Below are 25,139 nucleotides of genomic sequence, written 5' to 3' on the forward strand. Positions count from 1 at the left end.
GAACCATGCAAGACATCCTGCAACAGCTCGAAGACAAGCGCGCGCGGGCGCGCCTGGGCGGCGGCGCCAAGCGCATCGAGGCGCAGCACGCCAAGGGCAAGCTCAGCGCGCGCGAGCGCCTGGAGGTGCTGCTCGACGAGGGCACCTTCGAGGAATGGGACATGTTCGTCGAGCACCGCTGCACCGACTTCGGCATGGCGGACAACAAGATTCCCGGCGACGGCGTGGTCACCGGCTACGGCATGATCAATGGCCGCCTGGTCTTCGTCTTCAGCCAGGACTTCACCGTCTTCGGCGGCGCGCTCTCCGAGGCGCACGCCGAGAAGATCTGCAAGGTGATGGACCAGGCCATGAAGGTCGGCGCGCCCGTCATCGGCCTCAACGACTCGGGCGGCGCGCGCATCCAGGAAGGCGTGGCCTCGCTCGGTGGCTACGCCGACGTGTTCCAGCGCAATGTGCTGGCCAGCGGCGTGGTGCCGCAGATCAGCATGATCATGGGGCCCAGCGCGGGCGGCGCGGTGTACTCACCCGCCATGACGGACTTCATCTTCATGGTGAAGGACTCCAGCTACATGTTCGTCACGGGTCCCGAAGTGGTGAAGACCGTCACGCACGAGGAAGTGACGGCCGAGGAACTGGGCGGCGCCATCACCCACACCACGCGCAGCGGCGTCGCCGACCTGGCCTTCGACAACGACGTGGAGGCGCTGCTGATGCTGCGCCGCCTGTTCAACTACCTGCCGCTCAACAACAGGGAGAAGGCGCCGGTGCGGCCCAGCGGCGATCCGATCGACCGCATGGAGCTGAGCCTGGACACCCTGGTGCCCGACAACCCCAACAAGCCCTACGACATGAAGGAGCTCATCCTCAAGATCGTGGACGACGGGGACTTCTTCGAGCTGCAGCCCGAGTACGCCAAGAACATCGTCATCGGCTTCGCGCGCATGGACGGCCAGACCGTGGGCATCGTGGCCAACCAGCCGCTGGTGCTGGCCGGCTGTCTGGACATCAAGAGCTCCATCAAGGCCGCGCGCTTCGTGCGCTTCTGCGACTGCTTCAACATCCCCGTCGTCACTTTCGTCGACGTGCCCGGCTTCATGCCCGGCACCAGCCAGGAGTACGGCGGCATCATCAAGCACGGCGCCAAGCTGCTCTATGCCTACGCCGAGTGCACGGTGCCCAAGATCACCGTGATCACGCGCAAGGCCTACGGCGGCGCCTATGACGTGATGGCCTCCAAGCACCTGCGCGGCGACGTGAACTTCGCCTGGCCCAACGCCGAGATCGCGGTGATGGGCGCCAAGGGTGCGGTGGAGATCATCTTCCGCGAGGAGAAGAAGGACCCGGCCAAGCTCGCGCAGCGCGAGGCCGAGTACAAGGCCCGCTTCGCCAACCCCTTCGTGGCCGGCGCGCGCGGCTTCATCGACGACGTGATCCTGCCGCACGAGACGCGCAAGCGCATCGGCCGCTCGCTGGTGATGCTCAAGGACAAGAAGCTGGAGAACCCGTGGCGCAAGCACGGGAACATCCCGCTCTGAAGGCCCGAGGAGAGAAAGACATGTTCAAGAAGATCCTGATCGCCAACCGCGGCGAGATCGCCTGCCGCGTCATCGCCACGGCCAAGAAGCTGGGCATCGCCACGGTGGCGGTGTACTCCGACGCCGACAAGGAAGCGCGCCACGTGCAGTTGGCCGACGAGGCCGTGCGCCTGGGCCCGCCGCCGTCGCGCGACAGCTACCTGTTGGGCGAGGCCATCATCGCCGCGGCGAAGCAGACCGGCGCCGAGGCCATCCACCCCGGCTATGGCTTCCTGTCCGAGAACGAGGACTTCGCGCGCCAGGTGGAAGAGCAGGGCCTGGTCTTCATCGGCCCCAAGCACTACTCCATTGCCGCCATGGGCGACAAGATCGCGTCCAAGAAGCTCGCGAACGAGGCGAAGGTGAGCACCATTCCGGGCCACAACGAGCCCATCCAGTCGCCCGAGGAGGCGGTGGCGATCGCGCAGAAGATCGGCTACCCGGTGATGATCAAGGCCAGCGCCGGCGGCGGCGGCAAGGGCCTGCGCGTGGCCTTCAGCGACAAGGAGTGCTTCGAGGGCTTCACGAGCTGCCGCAACGAGGCGCGCAACAGCTTCGGCGACGACCGCGTCTTCATGGAGAAGTTCGTCCAGGAGCCGCGCCACATCGAGATCCAGGTGCTGGGCGACGCGCACGGCAACGTCATTTACCTGAACGAGCGCGAGTGCTCCATCCAGCGCCGCCACCAGAAGGTGATCGAGGAGGCGCCGTCGCCCTTCATCAGCGAGGCCACGCGCCGGGCCATGGGCGAGCAGGCCGTGGCCCTGGCCAAGGCCGTGAAGTACCAGAGCGCGGGCACGGTGGAGTTCGTGGTCGGCAAGGACCAGGACTTCTACTTCCTGGAGATGAACACCCGCCTGCAGGTGGAGCACCCGGTCACGGAATGCATCACCGGGCTGGACCTGGTGGAGCTGATGATCCGCGTGGCCGCCGGCGAGCAGCTGCCGCTGGCGCAGGCCGACGTGAAGCGCGAGGGCTGGGCCATCGAGTGCCGCATCAACGCCGAGGACCCGTTCCGCAACTTCCTGCCCAGCACGGGCCGCCTGGTGCGCTTCGCCGCGCCGCCGCAGACCATGTGGCAGGCCGACACGGAGCACCGTTTCGGCGTGCGCGTGGACACCGGCGTGCAGGACGGCGGCGAGATCCCCATGTACTACGACTCGATGATCGCCAAGCTCATCGTGCATGGGCGCGACCGCCAGGACGCCATCAACAAGATGCGCGAGGCGCTCAACGGCTTCGTCATCCGCGGTGTGCAGAGCAACATCCCTTTCCAGGCCGCGCTGCTCGCGCACCCGAAGTTCGTGGCGGGCGATTTCAATACCGGCTTCATCGCCGAACACTACGGCCAGGGCTTTCGCGCCGAGGACGTGCCGCACGACGACCCCGACTTCCTCGTGGCGCTGGCGGCCTTCGTGCGCCGCAAGAGCCGCGAGCGCGCGGCCGGCCTGAGCGGCCAGCTGCCCGGCTACGGCGTGAAGGTGGGGCACGACTACACGGTGATCGTGCTCGACAAGGCCGGCGCGCACCGCCGCGTGAACGTGCACGTGGACGAGGTGCTGGGCCAGGTGGGCGCGGCGGTGGTGATGGTGGGCGAGAAGCGCTACGCCTTCCAGAGCCCATCGCGGCTCAACGACATCTGCACCGTCGGCGTGTGCAACGGCCAGCCGTTCACGGCCCAGTTGGAGCGCGGCACGCCGCGCAACCCGCTGGCGCTGGTGGTGCAGCACAACGGCACGCGCATCGAGGCCATGGTGGTCTCACCGCGCATGGCCGAGCTGCACGCGCTCATGCCCTTCAAGGCGCCGCCCGACATGAGCAAGTACGTGCTGTCGCCCATGCCGGGCCTGCTGGTGCAGGTGGCCGTGCAGCCGGGCCAGAAAGTGCAGGCCGGCGAGCGCGTGGCCGTCATCGAGGCCATGAAGATGGAAAACGTGCTGTTCGCCTCCGCCGACGGCACGGTGGCCAAGGTGCTGGCCCAGCAAGGGGAGTCCCTGGCCGTCGACCAGGCCATCGTCGAGTTCGAATGAAGTCCGCGCCAGCCCGGCCGGCTGTTTCCTCTGCTGACGCCACAAGCCTGCCGCGCTGGGTTACCCTGCGGGCTCCACGGCTTGTTGGAGCACGGCACATGGCGGACGGACGCGGTCAGGGGCTGAGTGGTTTGGCGTTTGCATTGGCCTGGGTGCGCAACCCGCGGCGGGTGGGGGCCATTGCCCCGGCCTCGCGGGCGCTGGCGCAGGCCATCGCGGCGGAGGTGTCCCGCGTGGGCCCCGAGCTGCTGCTCGAAATCGGCGCCGGCACCGGCGCCATCACCCAGGCGCTGGCCGACCTCGGGCCGCCACCCGAGCGCTTCTTCATCATCGAACGCGACCCCGGCCTGGTGCGCCACCTGCACCACCGCTTTCCGCGCGCCGAGGTGCTGCACGCCTGCGCCACGCGGCTGGACGCGCTGCCCCTGCCGGCCGCCGGCTCGCTCATGCTGGTGTCCTCGCTGCCGCTCCTGTCCATGCCGCGCGACGAGGCCAGGCGCTGCGTGCAGGCCATGCTGGCGCTGCTGGAGCGCCAGCCCAACGCCCGCCTGCTGCAGTACACCTACGCGGCGCGCCACGTGCGGCCCTTCGATCAATTGCCGCCGGGCTGGCGCTGGCGGCGTGTCACCACCGTCTGGGCCAACCTGCCGCCGGCGACCGTCTGGTCGCTGGAGCCGGCGGCCCACGCCACCCACGGCATCCATTGACCATGAGCACCTCTTCCTCCCGTCCCTTCCGTGTCCTGGGCGTGCAACAGATCGCCATCGGCGGCCCCGACAAGCACCGCCTGCAGACCCTGTGGGTGGACATGCTGGGCCTGGAACTGACGGGCACCTTCCGCAGCGAGCGCGAGAACGTGGACGAGGACATCTGCGCCATCGGCAGCGGGCCGTTCAAGGTCGAGGTGGACCTGATGCAGCCGCTGGACCCCGACAAGAAGCCGGCGGTGCACGCCACGCCGCTCAACCACATCGGCCTGTGGATCGACGACCTGCCCAAGGCGGTGGAATGGCTCACGGGGCGCGGCGTGCGCTTCGCGCCCGGCGGCATTCGCCAGGGCGCGGCGGGTTTCGACATCACCTTCCTGCACCCCAAGGCCAGCGAGGAATTCCCGATCGCGGGCGAGGGTGTGCTGATCGAGCTGGTGCAGGCGCCGCCCGAGGTGGTCAGCGCCTTCGATGCACTGGCCGCGGGGACGCCCGCCTGAGGCGCGGCGCCTCATTCCTCGAAGCCAGGGCGCGAGGCCGGGGGCCATTCGAACCGTTCGATCAGCTCCGGCGATCGGCGAAAGAGCGCGAACAGGGCGTCCTCCCCGTCGGCGGGAAGGGGCGGGCGGCGCAGCTGCGCGTTGGCCACCCAGCGCACCATGTTCGCGTGGCGGCCGGGGCCCGGCACGCCCGCGCCACGGCTGGCAAGGCCTGTCGGCGGCAGCAGGCGGGTGGCCTGGTGCTTGGCGCGCGAGGCCTTGACCAGGCTGTCCAGATCGATCAAGCGAAAGCAGAGCTGAGCGATGTCCAGCGGACCGGGCAGCGCCCGCTGGACATCGCGAAACTCGGCGGCCTGCAGGTCTTCGCAGGCCAGGTCGTGGCGGTCGGTGTAGGCGCGCACATGGTCCATCACCTCGTTCTGCTGCAGGTCGTTGCCGTCCATGGCCACGGCGATGGGCCGTCCTTCGTAGCAGACGGTGAAGAGCACCACGAAGCCGTGGTGGTCCCGGTACAGGCGCCCGCCCTGGCCGGGACCCAGCGCATGGGCCATGGTGAGGCTCAGCGGGCCGTGAACCCCCAAGCCGGCGATGCGTTCGGCGCCCGGGTCCTCCTCGGTCCGCGTGTCCAGCGTGTCAGGTCCGTCGGCCGCGGGCTCCAGCGCCATCAGCTGATCCGCGCACAGGTCTCTGATGAGGGCTTCCTGCAGGCGCTCGCTGTGCGCCAGGCAGTCGGCGAAGGCCTGGAAGCGGTAGCGGGCGACGGCCTGGGGAAACCAGGGCATGCGCCGCAGCACGCCCAAGACCTCGGGCGGGACGAGGTGGCGCCGGCTGGCGCGGTGGAGTGAGCCGGTGTGCGTGGTGCGGCCGGTGGAGAAGAGGCCGGTGCCGGAGGGTGTGAGTCGTTGCATGGCGTGGGTTCAGGAAAACGGAGGGTGCTCGCCCCGTCGGGCGGGCGCCGCTGGGTGGCCTGGCCAGGGCGGGGGTTGCTTCCCCTTCGCTGACCGGGTGATCGCCGGCGCAAATGGCCGGCGCAAATGGCCGACTTTCGGGGGTTTGTTTTCGCCATTGCCGGGCGCGGGCTCCTTCTAAAGTCGTCAGCAAGCCCCTGTGGGCCCAATGGCAGAGGAGCACAAGCCCCATGACCCCCTCTTCGAATCCCCTGATGCGCCCAGGCGTGTGGCTCATGCGCCGCTGGCGCCTGGGCGGCAAGCTGGCCTGCCTGGCCTTGGCCGCGGCCTGGCCACTGGTGGCCGCGCTGGCGCTGGCCGCCACGGACCGCGCCGGCGCCATCCTCCCCGTGGCGGCGTCCGGCCTCGTCCTGCTGGCCTACCTGCTGATGGCCTTTCGCGCCGCGTTCCTCGGTGACTTCCGACGCCTGCTCGACGCCATGGCCGACACGGCCGGCGGCAACCTGCGTGCGCACCCGCGGGTGGACGGCCACGACGAGCTGGCCGACCTGGCGCGCCTGCTCGACCGCATGATCGGCAGCCTCTCGGGCATGGTGGCCGAGGTGCGCAGCAACTCGGCGCTGGTGGCGCACGCCGGCCGCAGCCTGGCCGTGGGCAACCGCGACCTGGCCGAGCGCACCGAGCAGCAGGCCGCCAACCTCGAGCAGACCGCGGCCAGCGTGCAGCAGCTCACCGGCGCGGTGGCGCAGAACGCGCAGACGGCCAGCGACTCGGACCGCCAGGCCGCGCAGGTGCGCGACGTGGCCGAACGCGGCGCCGGCGCCATGCACCAGGCGGTGGGCACCGTGGAGGGCATCCAGAAAGGCGCCGCGCAGATGAACGAGATCATCGGCGTGATCGACAGCCTGGCCTTCCAGACCAACATCCTTGCGCTCAATGCCGCCGTGGAGGCCGCGCGCGCCGGCGAGCAGGGCCGCGGTTTCGCGGTGGTGGCGGGCGAGGTGCGTTCGCTGGCCCAGCGCTCGGCCGCCTCGGCGCGCGAGATCCGCGCCCTCATCGAGGCCTCGCGCGCGCAGGTGGAAAGCGGCGCCGCGCAGATCCGCGACGCCGGCCAGAGCATGGCAAGCATCGTCGACGGCGTGCGCGGCGTGGCCGGCAAGCTGTCGTCGATTTCGGCCTCCAGCGCCGAGCAGAGCACCGGGCTGGCCGAGATCAGCACCGCCGTGAGCCAGCTCGACCAGATCACCCAGCGCAACGCGCAGATGGTGGAGCTGGCCGTGCAGCAGGCCAACCGGCTGGAGCAGCGCGCGGCGCACCTGTCGCGCGCGGTGAGCCGTTTCATGCTGCAGCAGGGCACGGCCGAGGAGGCCATGGCCCTGGTGGACAAGGCCCTGACGCACCGCCGCCAGGTGTCGGCCGAGACCTTCGTGCGCGACCTGACCGAGCCCGCCCGCGGCTTCCACGACCGAGACATGTACGTGTTCGCGCTCGACGCCTCGGGCGTCTACCGCGCCTTCGGCGGCAAGCCCGACAAGCTGGGCAGCCGCGTGCACGACATCGCCGGCGTGGACGGCGCGGCGCTGCTGGCCGCCATCGTGAGCCAGGCCGAACAGGGCCCGGGCTGGGTGGAGTACGACATCGTCAACCCGGCCAGCGGCGCGGTGCAGGCCAAGATGTCCTATGTGGTGAAGGTGGACGCCCTGTACGTGGGCTGCGGCGTCTACAAGACGGTCGCGGCGCGCTGAGAAGGCCGTCCAGCCTGGGAGCGGATGTCGCGCAGGACTTCATCGGGGATGCGGGCAGCGACGGGGATGGTGTGGTCACCAAGGATGGGGCCTTCGCAGTCGATTCCTCCATGCTGGCCCCATATGGCCTTCGGATGACCTCTCCAGACAACCCGCACGGTCAACGGTGCGCGCGGGCTGCCGAGCGCCATGATCGATCGATTGCCCTTTGCAACGATCGACGATGCATAGATTGATGTTCCCCTGTCGTTGCAAAAGACAAGGCCCTCCATTTCAGCACCCGGTATCGCGTCGACCACAAGCACGAGCGCGATGCCACGAAAGCGCCTCTGCTGATCAGGGCCTTGACCTGCGTCGCTGCCAAACTGAGCGCGCCGTCGCGATAGCGCACTTGCCTGTCTTCCGATCCCGGGGCAGGTGCTCCCGTCTGAATGCTGTTGCTTTTGTCGTGGAGAACCGGGTCGGGATGACGGTCGATGGGGGGGTATGCATCGTCACCCCTGCCGCTTGGGCTTGCTCAACCATCCAGACCAGCGCTGCCCTGGCCAACTGGCTGTCGTTCTCCCCGAAGCCACCCCCAATGTCGGCGTGCGCACCGAGGAACCCGCGCTCGATGCGCGTGCGAGCAGCCGCACAAGAGCGAGCACGCCCAGCCGGCGTCTGGCGCGGCGGCACGCGGCCTCGGGCTCTGCGCCCTGGTGGTGTCTGTGCATGCCCCGTCCCCCGATGCGATCCGAAACGCCCGTGCCGTCGGCACGAGCGCGCGATCACATCAGGCGGCGGCACGGGGCGTCGGCGCTGCGGACGGCGTGCCTCGGCCGGTCTTCGTGGTTGGGACAAGGAGCGCCAGGGCGGCTCAGCCGCCGGGCTGGCGTTTTGCCCGCGCGCGGGCCAGCGCGGCCTCGATCACCGCGCGCTTGCGATCGAGCACCTCGGGGTCGGTGATGGCCGAGGCCGCGGGCAGGTCGGCGAGCTTGGCCTCGGCCTTGGCTTCCAGCCGGGCCTCGTGCTCCCGCGTCTCGCGGGCCAGGCGCTCGCGCCGCGCGTCGTAGCGCGCCTTGGCCAGGGTTGCCTGCGCGGCCGACCAGCCGACCCAGCCGGTGCGCTCGCCGCTCACGTTCTCCAGCGAAATGCAGTCCACCGGGCAGACGGGAATGCACAGCTCGCAGCCCGTGCACCAGGGCTCCACCACGGTGTGCATGCGCTTGTTCGCGCCCGCGATGGCGTCAGTGGGGCAGGCCTTGATGCACAAGGTGCAGCCGATGCACCAGTCTTCGTCGATCACGGCCACGGTCACCGGCCCCTCGATGCCGTGCTGGCGGCTCAGGGGCAGGGCGGGGCGGCCGGTGATGGCGGCGAGGCGATCGACGCCTTCGGCGCCGCCGGGCGGGCACTGGTTGATGCCGGCCTCGCCGTCGGCCACGGCCTGGGCGTAGCTGGCGCAGTCGGGGTAGCCGCAGCGCTGGCACTGCGTCTGCGGCAGGGCATCGTCGATGCGCCGGGCGAGTGGATTCATGCCGTGTCGGGCGGCCGGGGGCCGCCGGGCTTCAGACCGTGGCCGGCTTGCGGCGCGCGGGGGATGTCGGCGCCGCCTTGGCGGCCGGCTTCGCGCGGGCTTTGGCGGCGCCGGTCTTGGCCGCGGCCTTCGGCGCGGCACGCACGCCGGCGGCCACCGCCTGGGGCGGCTGGTGCGCCGCGATGAAGGCCTTGACCACCGGGTAGACCATCTCGCGCCAGCGCCGGCCGCTGAAGATGCCGTAGTGGCCAGCGCCCTTGGCCTCGTAGTGCAGGTGGTGCGCTTGGGGGATGCCGGCGCACAGCCCGTGGGCGGCGGCGGTCTGGCCGGCGCCCGAAATGTCGTCGAGCTCGCCCTCGATGGTCAGCAGGCCGCCCTCGCGGATGTCCTGCGGGCGCACGCGCTCCAGCTCGCCCCGTTCGTTGCGCACGTCCCAGGTGCCCTTGACGAGCTCGAAGTCCTGGAACACGGTCCTGATGGTTTCGAGGTAGTAGTCGGCGTCCATGTCGAGCACGGCGTTGTACTCGTCGTAGAACTTGCGGTGCGCCTCGGCGCTGTCGTTGTCGCCTTTCACCAGGTCCTGGAAGTAGTCGTAGTGGCTGGAGGCGTGGCGGTCCGGGTTCATGGCCACGAAGCCGCTGTGCTGCAGGAAGCCCGGGTACACGCGCCGGCCGGCGCCGGGGAACTTCTCCGGCACACGGTAGATGACGTTGTTCTCGAACCACTCGTAGCTGCGCTGCATGGCCAGGTTGTTCACCGCCGTGGGCGATTTGCGGGCGTCGATCGGGCCGCCCATCATGGTCATGGACAGGGGCACCTTTTCACCCCGGCTGGCCATCAGCGACACCGCGGCCAGCACCGGCACCGTGGGCTGGCACACGCTCATCACGTGGCAGTTGCCGTAGATGCCCTGCACGTGACCGATGAACTCCTGCACGTAGTTGATGTAGTCGTCCAGGTGGAACTCGCCCTCGGCCAGCGGCACCAGGCGGGCGTTCTTCCAGTCGGTGATGTAGACCTTGTGGTCCTTGAGCAGGGTGCGAACCGTGTCGCGCAGCAGGGTGGCGTAGTGGCCCGACAGCGGCGCCACCACCAGCACCACCGGCTGCACCTTGAGGGCGGTCAGGGTGTTGGGGTCGTCCGTGAAGCGCTTGAAGCGGCGCAGCTCGCAGAAGGGCTTGTCGATGTCCACCCGCTCATGGATGGCCACGTTCACGCCGTTCACGTCCACCGTCCGGATGCCGAACTCGGGTTTCTCGTAGTCCTTGCCCAGACGGTGCAGCAGGTCGTAGCCGGCCGAGATGCGCTGGGCCAGGGGCAGCTGCGCGAAAGGCAGCTGCGGGTTGCTGAACATCCGCGAGGCGACTTCGGCCAGGTCGGTGAAGGGCTCCATGAATGAGCGCTGGGTTTCGTAGATCTGGTACAGCATGGCTCATGCCTTCGTGAAATGTTGCAGTGCAATGTAGCAGGATGCGGATGGCCTTGTTCTGGGGAGAACACGGGGGCAAAGACCCCAACTGTCGCCTTTGTGCACCAGGCTGGCCGACAATTCCGTCCATGAACGCCCCCCATCGCCTGCCTGTGCTCTTCGTCGGTCACGGCAGCCCCATGAACACCATCGAGGACAACCACTGGCGCCGCACCTGGCAGGCGCTGGGGCCTCAGCTGCGCGAGCGCATCCCCGGCGTTCGCCTGATCCTGTGCGTCTCGGCCCATTGGCTGACCCATGGCTGGTGGCTCACCGGCATGGACCGGCCGCGCACCATCCACGATTTCGGGGGGTTCCCCCAGGCGCTGTTCGACCAGCAGTACCCCGCACCCGGCGCGCCCGGCCTGGCGCGCGAAATCGCACAGTCGCTGCAGCTGCCCGAGGGGCAGGGCACGGTCGGTGTCGACGAAGGGGAGTGGGGGCTGGACCATGGGGCCTGGTCGGTGCTCAAGCCCATGTTTCCGCAGGCCGACATCCCCGTGGTTCAGCTCAGCATGGACTATGGCCGACCGCCGGCCGAGCACCTGGCCATCGGCCGCCAATTGAAGGACTGGCGCTCGCGCGGCGTCTTCGTCGTGGCCAGCGGCAACATCGTGCACAACCTGCGCGTCATGCGCCGCGACGTGCCCGACAACCAGGCCTACGACTGGGCGGTGGACTTTGACACCCACATCGCGGGCCTGATCCAGGCGGGAGACGCCCCCGGCCTGGCGGCGTTCCAGTCGCAGGGCGAGATGGCCCAGCTGTCGCAGCCCACCTGGGACCACTACCTGCCGCTGCTTTACGCGGCCGGCGCGGTCGACCCGGACGAGCCCATCGAGTTCTTCAACGAGGGCTTCCAGGCCGCCGCGATCTCGATGAGATCGGTCATCTGGGGGTAAGCCACGGCGCGCTTGCCTGACAGGGGCGGCGCCTGCGGCCCGGCGAAGGCGCTTGCGGGGCGCCCCCTGGCCAGGCTGCGCTCAGAGCACCGCGGCGATGGACTGGCAGACGTGCCCGATGTTTTTGCCGTTGAGCGCGGCCACGCACATGCGGCCGGTGTCGGTGCCGTAGACGCCGAACTCGTTGCGCAGGCGCACCATCTGGTCCTTGGTCAGGCCGGAGTAGCTGAACATGCCGATCTGGTCGGTGATGAAGCCCATGTCCTGCTTCACGCCGGCGGCCTTCAGCCCGTCCACCAGTTGCTGGCGCATGGCCTTGATGCGCACGCGCATCTCGCCCAGCTCTTTCTCCCACAGCGCACGCAGCTCGGGGTTGGTGAGTACGGCCGCCACCACCGCGCCGCCATGGATGGGCGGGTTGGAGTAGTTGGTGCGGACCATGATCTTGAGCTGCGAGAGCACGCGGTCGGCTTCGGCCTTGTCCGCGCACAGCACCGACAGGGCGCCCACGCGCTCGCCGTACAGGCTGAAGCTCTTGGAAAACGAGGTGGAGACGAAGAACACCAGGCCGGCGGCCACGAACTTGGCGATCACCGCACCGTCCTCGGCGATGCCGTGGCCAAAGCCCTGGTAGGCCATGTCCAGGAAGGGCGTGAGGCCGCGCGCCTTGACGACCTCGATCACGCGGTCCCATTGCGCGGGCGTGATGTCGTAGCCGGTGGGGTTGTGGCAGCAGGCGTGCAGCACGGCGATGGTGCCGGGCGCGGCGGCCTGCAGGCTGGCCAGCATGCCGTCGAAGTCCACGCCGCGCTTGGCCGCGTCGTAGTAGGTGTACGTGCCGACCTCGAAGCCGGCCTGGGTGAAGAGGGCGCGGTGGTTTTCCCAGCTCGGGTCGCTGATCAGCACCTTGGCGGAGGGGTTCAGGCGCTTGAGGAAGTCGGCGCCGATCTTGAGGCCGCCGGTGCCGCCCAGGGCCTGCACGGTGGCCACGCGGCCGCTTTTGACGGGTTCGCTGTCGGCCCCGAACACCAAGCCCTTGACCGCGTTGTCGTAGGCGGCGATGCCGTCGATGGGCAGGTAGCCGCGCGCCGCAGGCTTGTCCATCATGGCCTTCTCGGCCGCCTGCACGCATTGCAGCAGCGGCAGCTTGCCGTTCTCGTCGAAATACACGCCCACCCCAAGGTTCACCTTGTTGGGGTTGCTGTCGGCGGCGAATTGCTCGTTCAGACCCAGGATCGGGTCGCGGGGGGCCATTTCAACGGCGGAGAAGAGGCTCATGAGGGGGCTGGGGAAGAGGTGGAAGACCCGGAATTCTAGAGCGCAGGCCACCGCACGGCCGGGGGTATCGGAGCTTCGTCAGGTGTCGACCTTTGACTGCGGTTCCGTCGCCATGATGTACTGCGCGTGCAGTACTGCATGGAGTCCCACGTTTGAATGAGCTTCCCGAGGCGTGAAGGTGGTTCACCATAGGGTGCTGGGGTATATTCGCCGACTGTTTACTTTTATTAACACTTGTCCCTTCTTTGGAGGCCGTGAGCATGCAAAAACATACGTCCATCCGCTTCCGCGTGGCCATGTTGGCGGCTGCGGCCATCCTGGCTGGTTGCGCCAGCGGCGGTTCGTATCCGCCCGCGCCGCCCACCGCATCCGCCGCCGCGTCCTACAACTACCTCGTCGGCCCGGGCGACACCCTGTCCATCAGCGTGTGGCGCAACCCGGAGCTGTCGGCCGTGGTGCCCGTGCGGCCGGACGGCAAGGTCTCTGCCCCGCTTGTCGACGAACTTCTTGCCCAGGGCAAGACCTCCCAGGAAATCGCCCGCGACGTCGAGAAGGCGCTCGGCAAGTACGTGCGCGATCCGGTCGTGACCGTGATCGTCACCAACTTCGTGGGCTCGCACAGCGAGCAAGTCCGCGTGGTGGGTGAGGCCGTCAAGCCCCAGGCCCTGCCGTTCCGCCACAAGATGACGGTGATGGACGTGCTGATCGCCTCCGGCGGCCTGACCGAATTCGCCAGCGGCAACAAGGCCACCATCGTGCGCGCCGCCGAGGGCAACAAGCGCTACAGCGTGCGCCTGGACGACCTGGTCAAGCGCGGCGACATCTCGGCCAACGTCGAGATGCTGCCGGGCGATGTGCTGATCATTCCCCAAGGCTGGTTCTGACCAGGCCCTTCCGTTTGATCACCGTCGCCCGACGGTGATCGCGCTTGCCCCGATCGTCCCGCAATCCGCATGCATGAACTGATCCACCAACTCACCAACGCGCTGCGCGGCATGTGGCTGTACCGCCGCACCGGTGTGGCCGTGGCATGGGCCGTGGCCCTCCTGGGCGCCGCCGCCGTGATGTTCATCCCCGACCGCTTCGAGGCATCGGCCCGGGTGTACGTCGACACGCAATCCATCCTGCGTCCGCTGATGGCGGGCCTGACGATCCAGCCCGACGTCGAGCAGCAGGTGGCGATGCTGGGCCGCACACTCATCAGCCGGCCCACCATCGAGAAGCTGGTTCAGTCCGAGGACCTGGGCGTGCCCCTGGCCGGCAAGGCCGAGCGGGACGCGCTGGTCGGCCGCATCATGGGCAACATCCAGCTCAAGTCCACCGGCCGCGACAACCTGTACACCATCTCGTACCGCGACCAGAACCCCCAGCTGGCGCTGCGCGTGGTGGACGCGCTGATGAAGACCTTCATCGCCTCGCGCACGGGGGCATACACGGCCGATGCGCAGAACGCGCGCAAGTTCATCGAGGAGCAGATCCGCAACTACGAGTCCAAGCTCACCGACGCCGAGACACGGCTGAAGGACTTTCGTCTGCGCCATATCGACATGCAGACCCAGGGTGGGGTGGATATGGCCGGCCGCATGGCCGAAATCAGCACCACGCTGAGCCAGGCGCGGCTGGAGTTGCGCGAGGCCGAAAGCGCCCGCGAAGCGGCCCGTGCCCAGCTCGAGCAGGCGCGCGCCGCGGCCCGCAACGCCGCCGCCACCTTGCCCGCCCAGACCTTTGCCACGCCCGAGATCGACGCCCGCATCGACGTGCTGCGCCGCAACCTCGACGGCCTGCTGCAGCGCTTCACCGAGCAGCACCCCGACGTGCAGAACACCCGCAAGCTGATCGCCGAGCTCGAGCAGCAAAAGGCGCGCGAGGTCGAGGCCCTGCGCAAGCGCGCCCAGCAGGCCGAGGCCGCCGGCCGGCCCATGCCCGACATGAACCCCGCGATGCAGGAGATGTCGCGCACGGTGGCCGCCACCGAAGTGCAGGTCGCCTCGCTGCGCGCCCGCGTGGCCGAGTACGAAGGCCGCGCCGCCCGCATCCGCGAACAAGCCAAGGTGGCGCCGCAGGTCGAGGCCGAGCTGGCCCAGCTCAACCGCGACTACGACGTGCACCGCAAGAACTACGAGGACCTGGTCGCGCGGCGCGAGACCGTGGCCCTGAGCAACGAGCTGCAAAGCGACGCGCACGTGGCGCAGTTCCGCGTGGTGGAGCCGCCTCAGGTGTCGCGTCGCCCGGTGGCCCCCAACCGCGTGGTGCTGCTGCCGGGCGTGCTGCTGCTTTCGCTGGTGGCTGGGGCGGCGGTGGCGTTCATGGTGAGCAACCTGCGGCCGGTGTACTTCGATGCCGCCGGCCTGCGCAGCGCGGTCGACCTGCCCCTGCTGGGCGTGGTCACCCAGGTGCGAAACGAGGTGATCCGCCACCGCCAGGGGCGCAGCTTGCTGCGGGTGATCGTCGCGATCGTCGCGCTGGTGCTGCTGTTCGCGCTGGGCATGGTGGCGCTGTCCATTCACCAATCATCCGTTTGAATGGGGCCTGAAGCGATGGCAAGTCTGATCGAAAAAGCGGCGCAACGGCTGGAGCAGCTTCGCCAGGCCGGGGCCGACATACCCGACACCCCCGAGGCCCCGCCGGCTGCCGCGGCGCGCCCGCCCGTGGCCATGCCGAGGCCCACGCAGTCCCTGCGTCCGCAGAGCAGCTCCAAGGTCGTGCAGCTCGACCTGGACGCCCTGACGGAAGCGGGCTTCGTCACCCCCAAGGCCCAGCGCTCCCTCACGGCCGAGCAGTTCCGCGTCATCAAGCGCCCGCTGCTGGCCAACGCCATGGGCAAGGGCGCCGCGCCCGTGACCCACGGCAACCGCATCATGATCACCAGTGCGCTGGCGGGCGAGGGAAAGACCTTCACCGCCATCAACCTGGCGGTGAGCATTGCCATGGAGCTTGACCACACGGTGCTGCTGGTCGACGCCGACGTCTCGCGTCCCTCGGTCATGAAGACCCTGGGTCTGCCGTCCGGCCGGGGCCTGATGGACCTGCTGGTGGGCAACGAGACCGAGATGTCCGAGGTGCTGCTGCGCACCAACATCGACAAGCTCACGCTGCTGCCCAGCGGCACGCCGCACGCGCGCGCCACCGAACTGCTGGCCAGCGACGCCATGAGCACGCTGGTGGAGGAGATGGGGCACCGCTACCCCGAGCGCATCATCATTTTCGATTCGCCGCCGCTGCTGATGACCACCGAGTCGCGTGTATTGGCCACGCACATGGGCCAGATCGTGATGGTGGTGCAGGCCGGCCAGACGCAGCGCGCCCAGGTGCGCCACGCGCTGGAGGCGATCGAGAACTGCCCGATCAAGCTCATGGTGCTCAACCAGGTCCGCGAGGAAGAGCGCAACTCCTACGGCTATGGCTACGGCTACGGCACGGAAGCGCCGGCCGAGGCGAACACCACGGCCTGAGGGCCAGCGAGGCAGACCATGCGCCCGATAGCGACCCCCTCGATCCCGCGCCCCCGGTGCCGCCTGCCACTGAGCGCCGTGGCCCTGGCCACCCTGGCGCTGGCGGGAACGGCTCGCGCGCAGGTGCCGATGGAAGTGCCGGGCGCCGCCACCCAGGTGCAGGAGTCGATCACGCCGCAGGGGCCGCCGCCGCGCGTGTGGATCGAACCGCGCGTGTTCGCCCGCCAGTGGTACACCGACAACTACCTGCTCAGCGGCACCGACCGCCAGTCCGAATGGACCACCGAGCTGGGCGCCTCGGTGCTGGCCGTGTTCAATCTGCCGCGCCTGACCGGCAGCGTGGACTACTCGCTCAGCGGCCTGTACCAGGCGCAAGGCGTGGGGCAGGAGGACCACCTGCAGGGCCTGGACGCCAACCTGCTGCTCGACGCCTGGAACAACACCGCCTTCGTCGAATTCAACGGCAACGTCGGCCGCAGCCGCGTGTCGGCCTTCGATGTGCAGCCGGTGGGCGATTTCGAGCGCCCGAACCTGGCGGAGACCAAGCAGTTCCGCATCTCGCCCTACCTGCGCGGCAGCTTCAACGACGCTGTCGACTACGAGCTGCGCTACAGCCGCTTCACGTCGCGCACCCAGGCCGACAACCGATCCGACATCGACGAGAACACCGTTTCGGGCCGCCTGGCCAGCAGCGAGGGCGTGGCCCGCCTGGGCTGGGCGCTGGACGCCTCGCGCAGCAACCTCGACTACAGCCTGGGCCGCAAGGTCACGCTGCAGCAGGTGATCGGCCAACTGAACTACGCGGTGACCCCGACGCTGCTGGTCTACGTGCAGGGCGGCCGCGAATCCAACAACGTGCTCACGGCCGACACCGAGTCCTACTCCACCTGGGGCGGCGGCTTCAACTGGCGGCCGACGCAGAACGCGCGCATCGCCATGGGCGCGAACAAGCGCTTCTTCGGTCACGACCACAACCTGCAGGCCGAGTACCAGATGCGCCGCGCGGTGGTGCGTTTCACGGACTCGCGCGACATCTCCACCAGCCAGCTGGGACTGGGCGACGGCAGCACCACCCTGTCGGGCCTTCTCGACGCCCTGTACGGCGGCAGCATCCCCGACCCGGTGCAGCGCGCGCAGCGCGTGCAGAGCGAGCTGGAGCGCCTGGGCCTGCCGGGCAACACCACCAACTTCCCCGGCTACCTCACGTCCTTCGTCACCGAGCAGCGCATCCAGGAACTCGCCTTCGTGCTGATGCTCAACCGCGGCGCCCTCACGGCCGCGATCCAGCGCACGCGCTCGAACCAGCTCAACAACAGCCTGGTCACCGGTGACGACTTCAACTTCGCCAGCGAGATCCTGCAAAAGGGCTGGAGCGTGGCCTACGCGCACCGTCTTTCGCCGCGCTCGGCGGCCAGCGTCACCTTCCAGCGCCAGGAAAACGTGGGTGTGGGCACCACGCTGTTCAACCGCCTCGATTCGATCACCCTGGCGCTGACCACGCGCCTGAGCGCCCGCACCACCGGTGTCGTGATGCTGCGCCGCTCGTCTTTCGACGCCACCACCCCTTACCGGGAAACGGCCATCCAGGCCATGGTTTCCCATCGGTTCTGATCCATGTACGAAGCCTTCTACGGGCTCAAGAGCAAGCCTTTCCAGCTCAACCCGGACCCGCGTTTCTATTTTTCGGGCAAGCCGCACCGGCGGGCGCGCTCCTACCTGGTGTACGGCGTCATGCGCGGCGAAGGCTTCATCGTCATCACGGGCGAGGTGGGCGCGGGCAAGACCACCATCGTGCGCGACCTGCTCGACAGCTTGGAGAACGGCTCGGTCGTGGCCGCCCAGCTCGTCAGCACCCAGCTGGGCGCCGAGGACGCGCTCAAGCTCGTGTGCGCTGCGTTCGGCGTGTCCGTCAAGGGCAACAGCAAGGCCGACATGCTCATGGCCCTGGAGGCCTACTTCATCACCCAGGTCTCGCAGGGCAAGCGCTGCCTGCTGATCGTCGACGAGGCGCAGAACCTGCAGCCCCAGGCGGTGGAAGAGCTGCGCATGCTCTCCAACTTCCAGTTCGGCGACCAGGCGCTGCTGCAGACCTTCCTGATCGGCCAGCCCGAGTTCCGCGACATCCTGCAAAGCCCGCGCATGCTGCAGCTGCGCCAGCGCGTCACGGCGCGCTGCCACCTGGGCCCGCTGGACGAGGAGGACACGCGCGGCTACGTGGAGCACCGCCTCAAGTGCGCCGGCGCCACCGACAAGCCGACCTTCGACGAAGGCATCTTCGCGCTGCTGCACCAGGAGTCGGGAGGCATCCCGCGCCGCATCAACCTGCTGGTGGACCGGCTGCTGCTGCAGGGCTTCCTGGCCGAGACGCCGCACCTCACGCTGGAAGCCTTCCAGGACGTGGTGAACGAGGCCCGGGCCGAGACCGCCGCCTCGCCCACGCGCACCGAGCAAGACGCCAGCCGCTGGGGCCCGCTGGCCGAGATTCCCCCGCGCGGCATGCCGCCCACGCTCACCGACCAGGTCGAACCGCTGGACCTGGACATCGACCCCGGCATGGTCGAGGGCATGTCCGAGCAGCTCACGCAGGTGGCGGCCGAGCAGCTCAGCGCGCGCCTGTTGCGCATCGAGCGCAGCGTGCTGCGCCAGGAGCGCATCAGCCTGGAAATCCTCAGCTCGCTGCGGCGCATCGTCGCGGGCGCCCGCAAGGGTCGCAACGGAAACGGTCCGCAGGGCGGCGCGCCCAGCGACGCGCCGCCGGGCTGACCCCTTTCAGGGAGAGCACCTCATGTTGATGAAAACCGATCGCCTGAATGCCCTCACCATCGACGTCGAGGACTACTTCCAGGTCTCCGCCCTGGCGCCCTACATCCGGCGCAGCGACTGGGACAGCGTCGAGTGCCGCGTCGAACGCAACGTGGACCGCATCCTGCAGATGCTGGCCGACGAGGGCGCGCAGGCCACCTTCTTCACCCTCGGCTGGATCGCCGAGCGCTACCCGGCCATGGTGCGCCGCATCGTCGAGCAGGGCCACGAGCTTGCCAGCCACGGTTATGGCCACCAGCGCGTGAGCGACCTGGACGCCACCGACTTCCGCGAAGACGTGGTGCGCGCGCGGCGCGTGCTGGAAGACACCGGCGGCGTGGAGGTGCTGGGCTACCGTGCGCCGAGCTTCTCCATTGGCGAGGGCAACCTCTGGGCCCTGGACGTGCTGGCCGACACCGGGCACCGCTACAGCTCCAGCATCTACCCGGTGCGCCACGACCACTATGGCTCGCCCGACGCACCGCGCTTCGTGCACCCCGTGCGCGAGGGCCTGATCGAGGTGCCGCCCACCACGCTGCGGGTCTTCAGCCGCAACCTGCCGTCCAGCGGTGGCGGCTACTTCCGCCTGCTGCCCTACAGCCTGTCGCGCTGGATGATCGAATCGGTGAACCGGCGCGACGGCGAGTCCGCCATCTTCTATTTCCACCCCTGGGAGATCGACGCCGAGCAGCCGCGCGTGCCCGGCATCGACCTGAAGACGCGCTTTCGCCACTATGTGAATCTCGAGCGCAACGAGGCCAAGCTGCGCCGGCTCCTGAAGGATCTGCCCTGGGGCCGCATGGACCAGATCTTCCTCGGGCGCCGGCAGGCAGAGGTGGCGCTTGCCTGAGACCACGAACCTGAGCCTGCACCGCCTCGACGGCTCGCGCGCCGCGGATGCCGCGCGCTGGGACGCCTTCGTGACGGCCTGCCCCGAGGCCACCTTCTTCCACCGCGCGGGCTGGGAGCGCATCACGCGTGAGGTGCTGCGCCACGACACCCATTTCCTGTGGGCCGAATCGAACGGCCAGATCCGCGGCGTGCTGCCGCTGGCGCGCGTACATAGCCGCCTGTTCGGCCATTCGCTGAGCAGCCTGCCGTTCGCGGCCTATGGCGGCGTGGCCGCGCTGGACGACGAGGCCCGCGCCGCGCTGGAGGCCGAGGCCCAGGCCATCGCCCAGCGCCTGGGCGTGGACCATTTGGAGCTGCGCCACATGCAGCGCCGCCACCCCGACTGGCCCGCGCAGGACGCGCTGTACGTCACCTTCCGCAAGCCCATCGAACCCACCGAAGAGGCCAACATGCTGGCCATTCCGCGCAAGCAGCGCGCCATGGTGCGCAAGGGCATCAAGAACGGCCTGGTCTCGCACATCGACCCCGGCGTGGACCGCTTCTTCGCGCTCTACGCCAGCAACGTGCACCGCCATGGCACGCCGGCGCTGTCGCGGCGCTACTTCCAGGCCTTGCGCGACACCTTCGGCGACGACTGCGAGGTGCTCACCGTCACCGACGACCAGGGCAAGCCGCTGTCCAGCGTGCTGAGCTTCTATTTCCGCGACGAGGTGCTGCCCACCTTCGCGGGCGACGACACCGCCGCGCGCGACCTGGCCGGCAACGACTTCAAGTACTGGGAACTCATGCGCCGCGCCTGCGCGCGCGGCCTCAAGGTCTTCGACTACGGCCGCAGCAAGGTCGGCACCGGGCCGTTCTCGTTCAAGCGCAATTGGGGCTTCGAGCCCACGCCGCTGCACTACGAGTACCGGCTCTACAAGCGCGACAGCATCCCCCAGAACAACCCGGCCAACCCCAAGTACAAGCTGATGATCGAGACCTGGCGGCGCCTGCCGCTGCCGGTGGCCAACTGGCTGGGCCCGCACATCGTCAGGAATCTGGGATGAGGGCAGGGCGATGACACCGCTGCTCTACCTCGTCCACCGCATGCCTTACCCGCCCGACAAAGGCGACAAGGTGCGCTCGTACCACCTGCTGCGCCACCTGCAGCAGCGCCACCGCGTTTTCCTGGCCACCTTCATCGACGACCCCGCCGACGAGGCCCACCTGGACGCCCTGCGCGCCCTGTGCCCCGACCTGTACGTGGCGCGCCTGAACCCGCGCTGGCGCAAGCTCGCCAGCGCGCGCGCGCTGCTCACGGGCGAGGCCCAGTCGCTGGCCTATTACCGCCACGCCGGCCTGCGCCACTGGGTGCAAAAGGTGGCGGCCGAGCACCGGCCCGTGGCCAGCGTGGTGTTCTCGTCCACCATGGCGCCCTACGCCCAGGCGCTGCTGCCGCGGGTGCCCATGCTGGTGGACCTGGTGGACGTGGACTCGGCCAAGTGGACGCAGTACGCGCCCGCCCACCGCTGGCCCCTGTCCTGGGTGTACCGCCGCGAGGGCCGGCGCCTGCTCGCGCACGAACGCGACATGGCCCTGGCCGCGCGCCGCAGCTTTCTCGTCACGCCGCAGGAGGTGGAGCTTTTCGCCTCGCTCGCGCCCGAGTGCCGCGACCGCGTGGAAGCCGCCGGCAACGGCGTGGACGCCGAGCGCTTCCGGCCCGACCCCGCCCTGCCATCGCCCTTTGCCGCCGATGAGCGCGCCATCGTCTTCACCGGCGCCATGGACTACTGGCCCAACGTGGACGCCGTGGTCTGGTTCGCCAACGAGGTGCTGCCGCGCATCCGCGAGCGCGAGCCCCGGGCCAGCTTCTGGATCGTGGGCCGCAACCCCACGCCGGCCGTGCAGACCCTCGCCAGCGACGCGGTTCACGTCACCGGCACCGTGCCCCAGGTGGAGCCCTACCTGCAGCACGCGGCCGCCGTGGTGGCGCCCCTGCGCGTGGCGCGCGGCATACAGAACAAGATCCTGGAGGCCATGGCCATGGGGCAGCCCGTGATCACGGTCCCGTCCTGCGCCGAGCCCATCGGCGCCACGGCCGAGCAGGGCCTGTGGCGCTGTGATGAAGCCGACTGCTTCGCGCAAGGCGTGCTCGCCTGGCTGGCCGATCCAGCGCGCCGCGAGCGCCTGGGCGCGGCGGCGCGCGAACACGTCGTCCAGAACTTCAGCTGGCAGGCCAACCTGGACCGCTTGGCGGCCTGGCTGCCCACCACGGAGAGCTCCTGATATGTGCGGCATCGCCGGCCTGTTCGACCCCGTGGGCCTGCGGCCCTTCGACCCGGCGCTGATGCGCCGCATCAACGACGTGCAATCGCACCGCGGCCCCGACAGCGACGGGCTGCACCTGGAGCCCGGCCTGGCCTTGGGCCACCGGCGCCTGTCGGTCATCGACCTGTCCACCGGCGACCAGCCGCTGTTCAGCGAGGACGGCAGCATCGCCATCGTCTTCAACGGCGAGATCTACAACTTCCAGCAGCTCGTGCCCGAGCTGCGCTCGCTGGGCCTGAAGTTCCGCACGCGCAGCGACACCGAGGTCATCGTCAACGCCTGGCGCGCCTGGGGCCCGGCCTGCGTGCAGCGCCTGCGCGGCATGTTCGCCTTCGCGCTGTGGGACCGCCACCAGCAGACCCTGTTCCTGGCGCGCGACCGCCTGGGCGTGAAGCCGCTGCACTACGCCTGGCTGCCCGACGGCAGCTTCGTCTTTGGCTCCGAACTCAAGACCATCACCTCGCACCCTGGCTTCCAGCGCCGCATCGACCCGCTGGCGGTGGAGGAGTACTTCTCGCTCGGCTACGTGGCCGACCCGCGCTGCATCTACCAGGGCGCGCACAAGCTGCCCTCGGCGCACACGCTCACGCTGCGCCGCGGTGGCGCGGCGCGCCCCGAGCCCCAGGCCTACTGGGACGTGCGCTTTACCACCGACAACCCCATCAGCGCCGCCGACGCCCAGGCCGAGCTGCGCGAGCGCCTGCGCGAGTCGGTGCGCCTGCGCATGATCGCCGACGTGCCGCTGGGCGCCTTCCTGTCGGGCGGCGTCGATTCGAGCGCCGTGGTGGCCACCATGGCCGGCCTGTCCGAATCGCCCGTGCACACCTGCGCCATCGGCTTCGACGACCCCCGCTTCAACGAGTCGGACTTCGCCAGGATGGTGGCCGATCGCTACCGCACCAACCACACGCTCGACGTGGTGGGCAGCGACGACTTCGGCCTCATCGACACCCTGGCCTGGCTCTACGACGAGCCCTTTGCCGACAGCTCCGCCATCCCGACCTACCGCGTCTGCCAGATGGCGCGCCGGCACGTGACCGTGGCCCTGTCGGGCGATGGCGGCGACGAGAGCTTCGGCGGCTACCGCCGCTACCGCCTGCACCTGGGCGAGGAGGCCGTGCGCCGCCGCCTGCCGCTGGGCCTGCGCCGGCCGGTCTTCGGCCCCCTGGGCCAGATCTACCCCAAGGCCGACTGGGCGCCGCGCCCGCTGCGCGCCAAGACCACCTTCCAGGCCCTGGCCATGGACAGCGTGGAGGCCTACCACCACAGCATGTCCCACCTGCGCGCCGACCAGCGCAGCGCGCTCTTCAGCGAGGGCTTCAAGCGGGGCCTGGGCGGCTACAGCGCGCTGGACGTCTTCACCCAGCACGCCGACCAGGCGCAGACCGACGATCCGCTGGCCCTGATCCAGTACCTGGACTACAAGACCTGGCTGGTCGGCGACATCAACACCAAGGTGGACCGCGCGAGCATGGCGCACTCGCTGGAGGTGCGCGAACCGCTGATGGACCACGAGCTCATCGAGTGGCTGGCCACCTTGCCCAGCCACCTGAAGATCGATGGCAGCGAAGGCAAGGCCCTGCTCAAGCGCGCCATGGAACCCAAGCTGCCGCACGACGTGCTCTACCGGCCCAAGATGGGCTTCTCGGTGCCGCTGGCCGACTGGCTGCGCGGTCCGCTGGCCGGCCGCGTGAAAGAAGCCGTGCTGGGCGATCGCCTGCGCGACTCGGGCTATTTCCAGGAGCGCCAACTCCAGCGCCTGGTGGACGAGCACCAGCGCGGCACCAGCGACCACGCCACGCCGCTGTGGATGCTGGTGATGTTCGAGGCCTTCCTGCGCCGGCACGAACTGAGCCCGGAGGACAAACCGTGAACGCCGCACGGCCGCCCGAAGGCGTTCGCACCGCAGCGCAAAGCGCGGAGGCGTGCCGATGAGCGCTGGGGCGCGCCGGCTGCGGGTGCTGCACGTGGTCTACCGATTCGACATCGGTGGGCTGGAAAACGTCATCGTGCAGCTCATCAACCGGCTGCCGGCCGAGCGCTTCGAGCACGTGGTGCTCTCGCTCACCACGGTGAGCGACTTCCGCCAGCGCGTGGAGCGCGAGGGCGTGCGCTTCATCGCGCTCGACAAGCCGCCGGGCCACGCGCTCAAGCAGTACCCCGCCATCTGGCGGCTGTTGCGCGAAATCCGCCCCGACGTGCTGCACAGCTGCAACCTGGCCCCGCTCGAGGTGGTGCCGGTGGCCTGGGCCGCGGGCGTGCCCTGGCGTGTGCACGTCGAGCATGGCTGGGACGCGCACGACCCCCAGGGCCTGAGCGCCAAGTACCGCTGGCTGCGCCGCGCCTACGCGCCCTTCGTGAGCCGCTTCGTGTCCGTCTCGGCCGATCTGGACCGCTACCTCGGCGAGGCCGTCGGCGTGCCGGCGGCCAAGCGCCACCTGATCGGTAACGGGGTGGACACGCGCCGCTTTTCGCCCGGCCCCGCGACGGCCATCGAGGGCTGCCCCTTCGAGCCCGGCCGCCACTGGCTGGTGGGCACCGTGGGCCGGCTCATGACGGTGAAGAACCAGCCGCTGCTGGCGCGCGCCTTCGTGCGCTGGCTGCGTGAGCGGCCAGAGCTGGCCGCTCGCGCTCGGCTGGTCATCGTGGGGGAGGGCGGCCTGCGCGCCGAGGTCGAGCGCGTGCTCGACGAGGCCGGCCTGCGCGCCCTGGCCTGGCTGCCGGGCGCGCGCAGCGACGTCGCCGCCATCCTGCGCGCCCTCGACGTGTTCGTGCTGCCCTCGCAGGCCGAAGGCACCTCGTGCACGCTGCAGGAGGCCATGGCCAGCGCCCGCCCCGTGCTCGCCACGGCCGTGGGCGGCACCCCCGACGTGTTCGAGGACGGCGTCAGCGGCCTGCTGGTGCCCTCGGACGACGAGGCCGCCATGGCCCGGGCCCTGAACCGGCTGCACGACGACGCTCCCTTTGCCCAGGGCCTGGCCCGCGCCGCGCGCGAGCGCGCCGAGCTGCACTACTCCATCGACCGCATGGTCGACGCCTACGCCGCGCTGTTCGCGCGCGCCGAGGCGCCGCGCCTGCAGGTCGCCTGAACCCGC

General features: G+C 69.5%; 21 protein-coding genes. 16 read left to right on the plus strand and 5 right to left on the minus strand.

Going from position 1 to position 25,139, the window contains the following annotated elements:
* Window positions 1-5: 5 nt before the first annotated feature.
* From SOM08_RS11815 to SOM08_RS11830, 4 genes are all read left to right on the plus strand, one after another.
* Window positions 6-1,538: an acyl-CoA carboxylase subunit beta gene (locus SOM08_RS11815; protein ID WP_070398538.1), complete on the plus strand. Its 1,533-nt coding sequence runs from the start codon at window positions 6-8 to the stop codon at window positions 1,536-1,538.
* A gap of 20 nt (window positions 1,539-1,558) precedes the next feature.
* The gene (locus tag SOM08_RS11820; RefSeq protein WP_116957413.1) at window positions 1,559-3,607 is read left to right on the plus strand and encodes an acetyl-CoA carboxylase biotin carboxylase subunit; all 2,049 of its coding nucleotides are present in this window, start codon (window positions 1,559-1,561) and stop codon (window positions 3,605-3,607) included.
* Between the two features lie 98 nt (window positions 3,608-3,705).
* Window positions 3,706-4,314: a class I SAM-dependent methyltransferase gene (locus SOM08_RS11825; RefSeq protein WP_147326161.1), complete on the plus strand. Its 609-nt coding sequence runs from the start codon at window positions 3,706-3,708 to the stop codon at window positions 4,312-4,314.
* A gap of 2 nt (window positions 4,315-4,316) precedes the next feature.
* Window positions 4,317-4,814, plus strand: a complete 498-nt coding sequence (locus SOM08_RS11830; protein ID WP_322468999.1) for a VOC family protein — start codon at window positions 4,317-4,319, stop codon at window positions 4,812-4,814.
* Between the two features lie 11 nt (window positions 4,815-4,825).
* Here the strand turns inward: SOM08_RS11830 and SOM08_RS11835 are convergent, their stop codons facing one another.
* Entirely contained in the window at window positions 4,826-5,722 is an 897-nt protein-coding gene (locus tag SOM08_RS11835) for a hypothetical protein (protein WP_322469000.1), read from the minus strand.
* 230 nt (window positions 5,723-5,952) lie between these two features.
* Between SOM08_RS11835 and SOM08_RS11840 the strand changes: the two genes are divergently transcribed.
* Complete coding sequence (locus SOM08_RS11840) at window positions 5,953-7,467, plus strand: methyl-accepting chemotaxis protein (protein WP_322469001.1); 1,515 nt, start codon at window positions 5,953-5,955, stop codon at window positions 7,465-7,467.
* Here the strand turns inward: SOM08_RS11840 and SOM08_RS11845 are convergent.
* The 3 genes from SOM08_RS11845 to SOM08_RS11855 all read right to left on the minus strand — a co-directional run bounded on the left by SOM08_RS11845 (window position 7,443) and on the right by SOM08_RS11855 (window position 10,412).
* The gene (locus tag SOM08_RS11845) at window positions 7,443-7,772 is read right to left on the minus strand and encodes a hypothetical protein (protein ID WP_322469002.1); all 330 of its coding nucleotides are present in this window, start codon (window positions 7,770-7,772) and stop codon (window positions 7,443-7,445) included. The genes SOM08_RS11840 and SOM08_RS11845 overlap by 25 nt on opposite strands.
* Before the next feature lie 551 nt (window positions 7,773-8,323).
* Window positions 8,324-8,983, minus strand: coding sequence for an electron transport complex subunit RsxB (gene rsxB, locus SOM08_RS11850; RefSeq protein WP_322469003.1), 660 nt, complete (start codon window positions 8,981-8,983; stop codon window positions 8,324-8,326).
* Between the two features lie 31 nt (window positions 8,984-9,014).
* Window positions 9,015-10,412: a polyhydroxyalkanoate depolymerase gene (locus SOM08_RS11855; RefSeq protein ID WP_322469004.1), complete on the minus strand. Its 1,398-nt coding sequence runs from the start codon at window positions 10,410-10,412 to the stop codon at window positions 9,015-9,017.
* A gap of 128 nt (window positions 10,413-10,540) precedes the next feature.
* Between SOM08_RS11855 and ygiD the strand changes: the two genes are divergently transcribed.
* The gene (gene ygiD, locus SOM08_RS11860; protein ID WP_116957405.1) at window positions 10,541-11,353 is read left to right on the plus strand and encodes a 4,5-DOPA dioxygenase extradiol; all 813 of its coding nucleotides are present in this window, start codon (window positions 10,541-10,543) and stop codon (window positions 11,351-11,353) included.
* 81 nt (window positions 11,354-11,434) lie between these two features.
* Here ygiD and SOM08_RS11865 read toward each other — a convergent pair whose 3' ends face one another.
* On the minus strand, window positions 11,435-12,631 hold the full coding sequence (locus SOM08_RS11865; RefSeq protein ID WP_322469005.1) for an amino acid aminotransferase: 1,197 nt from the start codon (window positions 12,629-12,631) through the stop codon (window positions 11,435-11,437).
* 260 nt (window positions 12,632-12,891) lie between these two features.
* On the opposite strand from SOM08_RS11865, the gene SOM08_RS11870 reads away from it, so the two are divergent.
* From SOM08_RS11870 to SOM08_RS11915, 10 genes are all read left to right on the plus strand, one after another.
* The gene (locus tag SOM08_RS11870; RefSeq protein ID WP_181936393.1) at window positions 12,892-13,515 is read left to right on the plus strand and encodes an XrtA/PEP-CTERM system exopolysaccharide export protein; all 624 of its coding nucleotides are present in this window, start codon (window positions 12,892-12,894) and stop codon (window positions 13,513-13,515) included.
* 69 nt (window positions 13,516-13,584) lie between these two features.
* A complete protein-coding gene (locus tag SOM08_RS11875) occupies window positions 13,585-15,153 on the plus strand; it encodes an XrtA system polysaccharide chain length determinant (RefSeq protein WP_116957403.1) in 1,569 nt (522 codons plus the stop codon).
* A 15-nt stretch (window positions 15,154-15,168) separates the two neighbouring features.
* The gene (locus tag SOM08_RS11880) at window positions 15,169-16,083 is read left to right on the plus strand and encodes an XrtA-associated tyrosine autokinase (RefSeq protein ID WP_116957402.1); all 915 of its coding nucleotides are present in this window, start codon (window positions 15,169-15,171) and stop codon (window positions 16,081-16,083) included.
* Window positions 16,084-16,161: 78 nt separating this feature from the next.
* Window positions 16,162-17,694, plus strand: a complete 1,533-nt coding sequence (locus SOM08_RS11885; protein ID WP_322469006.1) for a TIGR03016 family PEP-CTERM system-associated outer membrane protein — start codon at window positions 16,162-16,164, stop codon at window positions 17,692-17,694.
* A 3-nt stretch (window positions 17,695-17,697) separates the two neighbouring features.
* Entirely contained in the window at window positions 17,698-18,846 is a 1,149-nt protein-coding gene (locus SOM08_RS11890; protein WP_116957400.1) for an XrtA/PEP-CTERM system-associated ATPase, read from the plus strand.
* Between the two features lie 22 nt (window positions 18,847-18,868).
* Window positions 18,869-19,735, plus strand: coding sequence for an XrtA system polysaccharide deacetylase (locus SOM08_RS11895; RefSeq protein ID WP_116957399.1), 867 nt, complete (start codon window positions 18,869-18,871; stop codon window positions 19,733-19,735).
* Entirely contained in the window at window positions 19,728-20,783 is a 1,056-nt protein-coding gene (locus tag SOM08_RS11900) for a FemAB family XrtA/PEP-CTERM system-associated protein (protein WP_181936392.1), read from the plus strand. Before SOM08_RS11895 ends, SOM08_RS11900 begins: the two co-directional genes overlap by 8 nt.
* Window positions 20,784-20,793: 10 nt before the next feature.
* Window positions 20,794-22,002, plus strand: coding sequence for a TIGR03087 family PEP-CTERM/XrtA system glycosyltransferase (locus SOM08_RS11905; protein ID WP_322469007.1), 1,209 nt, complete (start codon window positions 20,794-20,796; stop codon window positions 22,000-22,002).
* 1 nt (window position 22,003) lies between these two features.
* Entirely contained in the window at window positions 22,004-23,917 is a 1,914-nt protein-coding gene (locus tag SOM08_RS11910) for an XrtA/PEP-CTERM system amidotransferase (protein ID WP_322469008.1), read from the plus strand.
* Window positions 23,918-23,975: 58 nt separating this feature from the next.
* Window positions 23,976-25,133: a TIGR03088 family PEP-CTERM/XrtA system glycosyltransferase gene (locus tag SOM08_RS11915; RefSeq protein ID WP_322469009.1), complete on the plus strand. Its 1,158-nt coding sequence runs from the start codon at window positions 23,976-23,978 to the stop codon at window positions 25,131-25,133.
* Window positions 25,134-25,139 lie beyond the last annotated feature (6 nt).

This window comes from Hydrogenophaga sp. SNF1 (genome assembly GCF_034421675.1).
In the GTDB taxonomy this organism is placed as follows: domain Bacteria; phylum Pseudomonadota; class Gammaproteobacteria; order Burkholderiales; family Burkholderiaceae_C; genus Hydrogenophaga; species Hydrogenophaga borbori.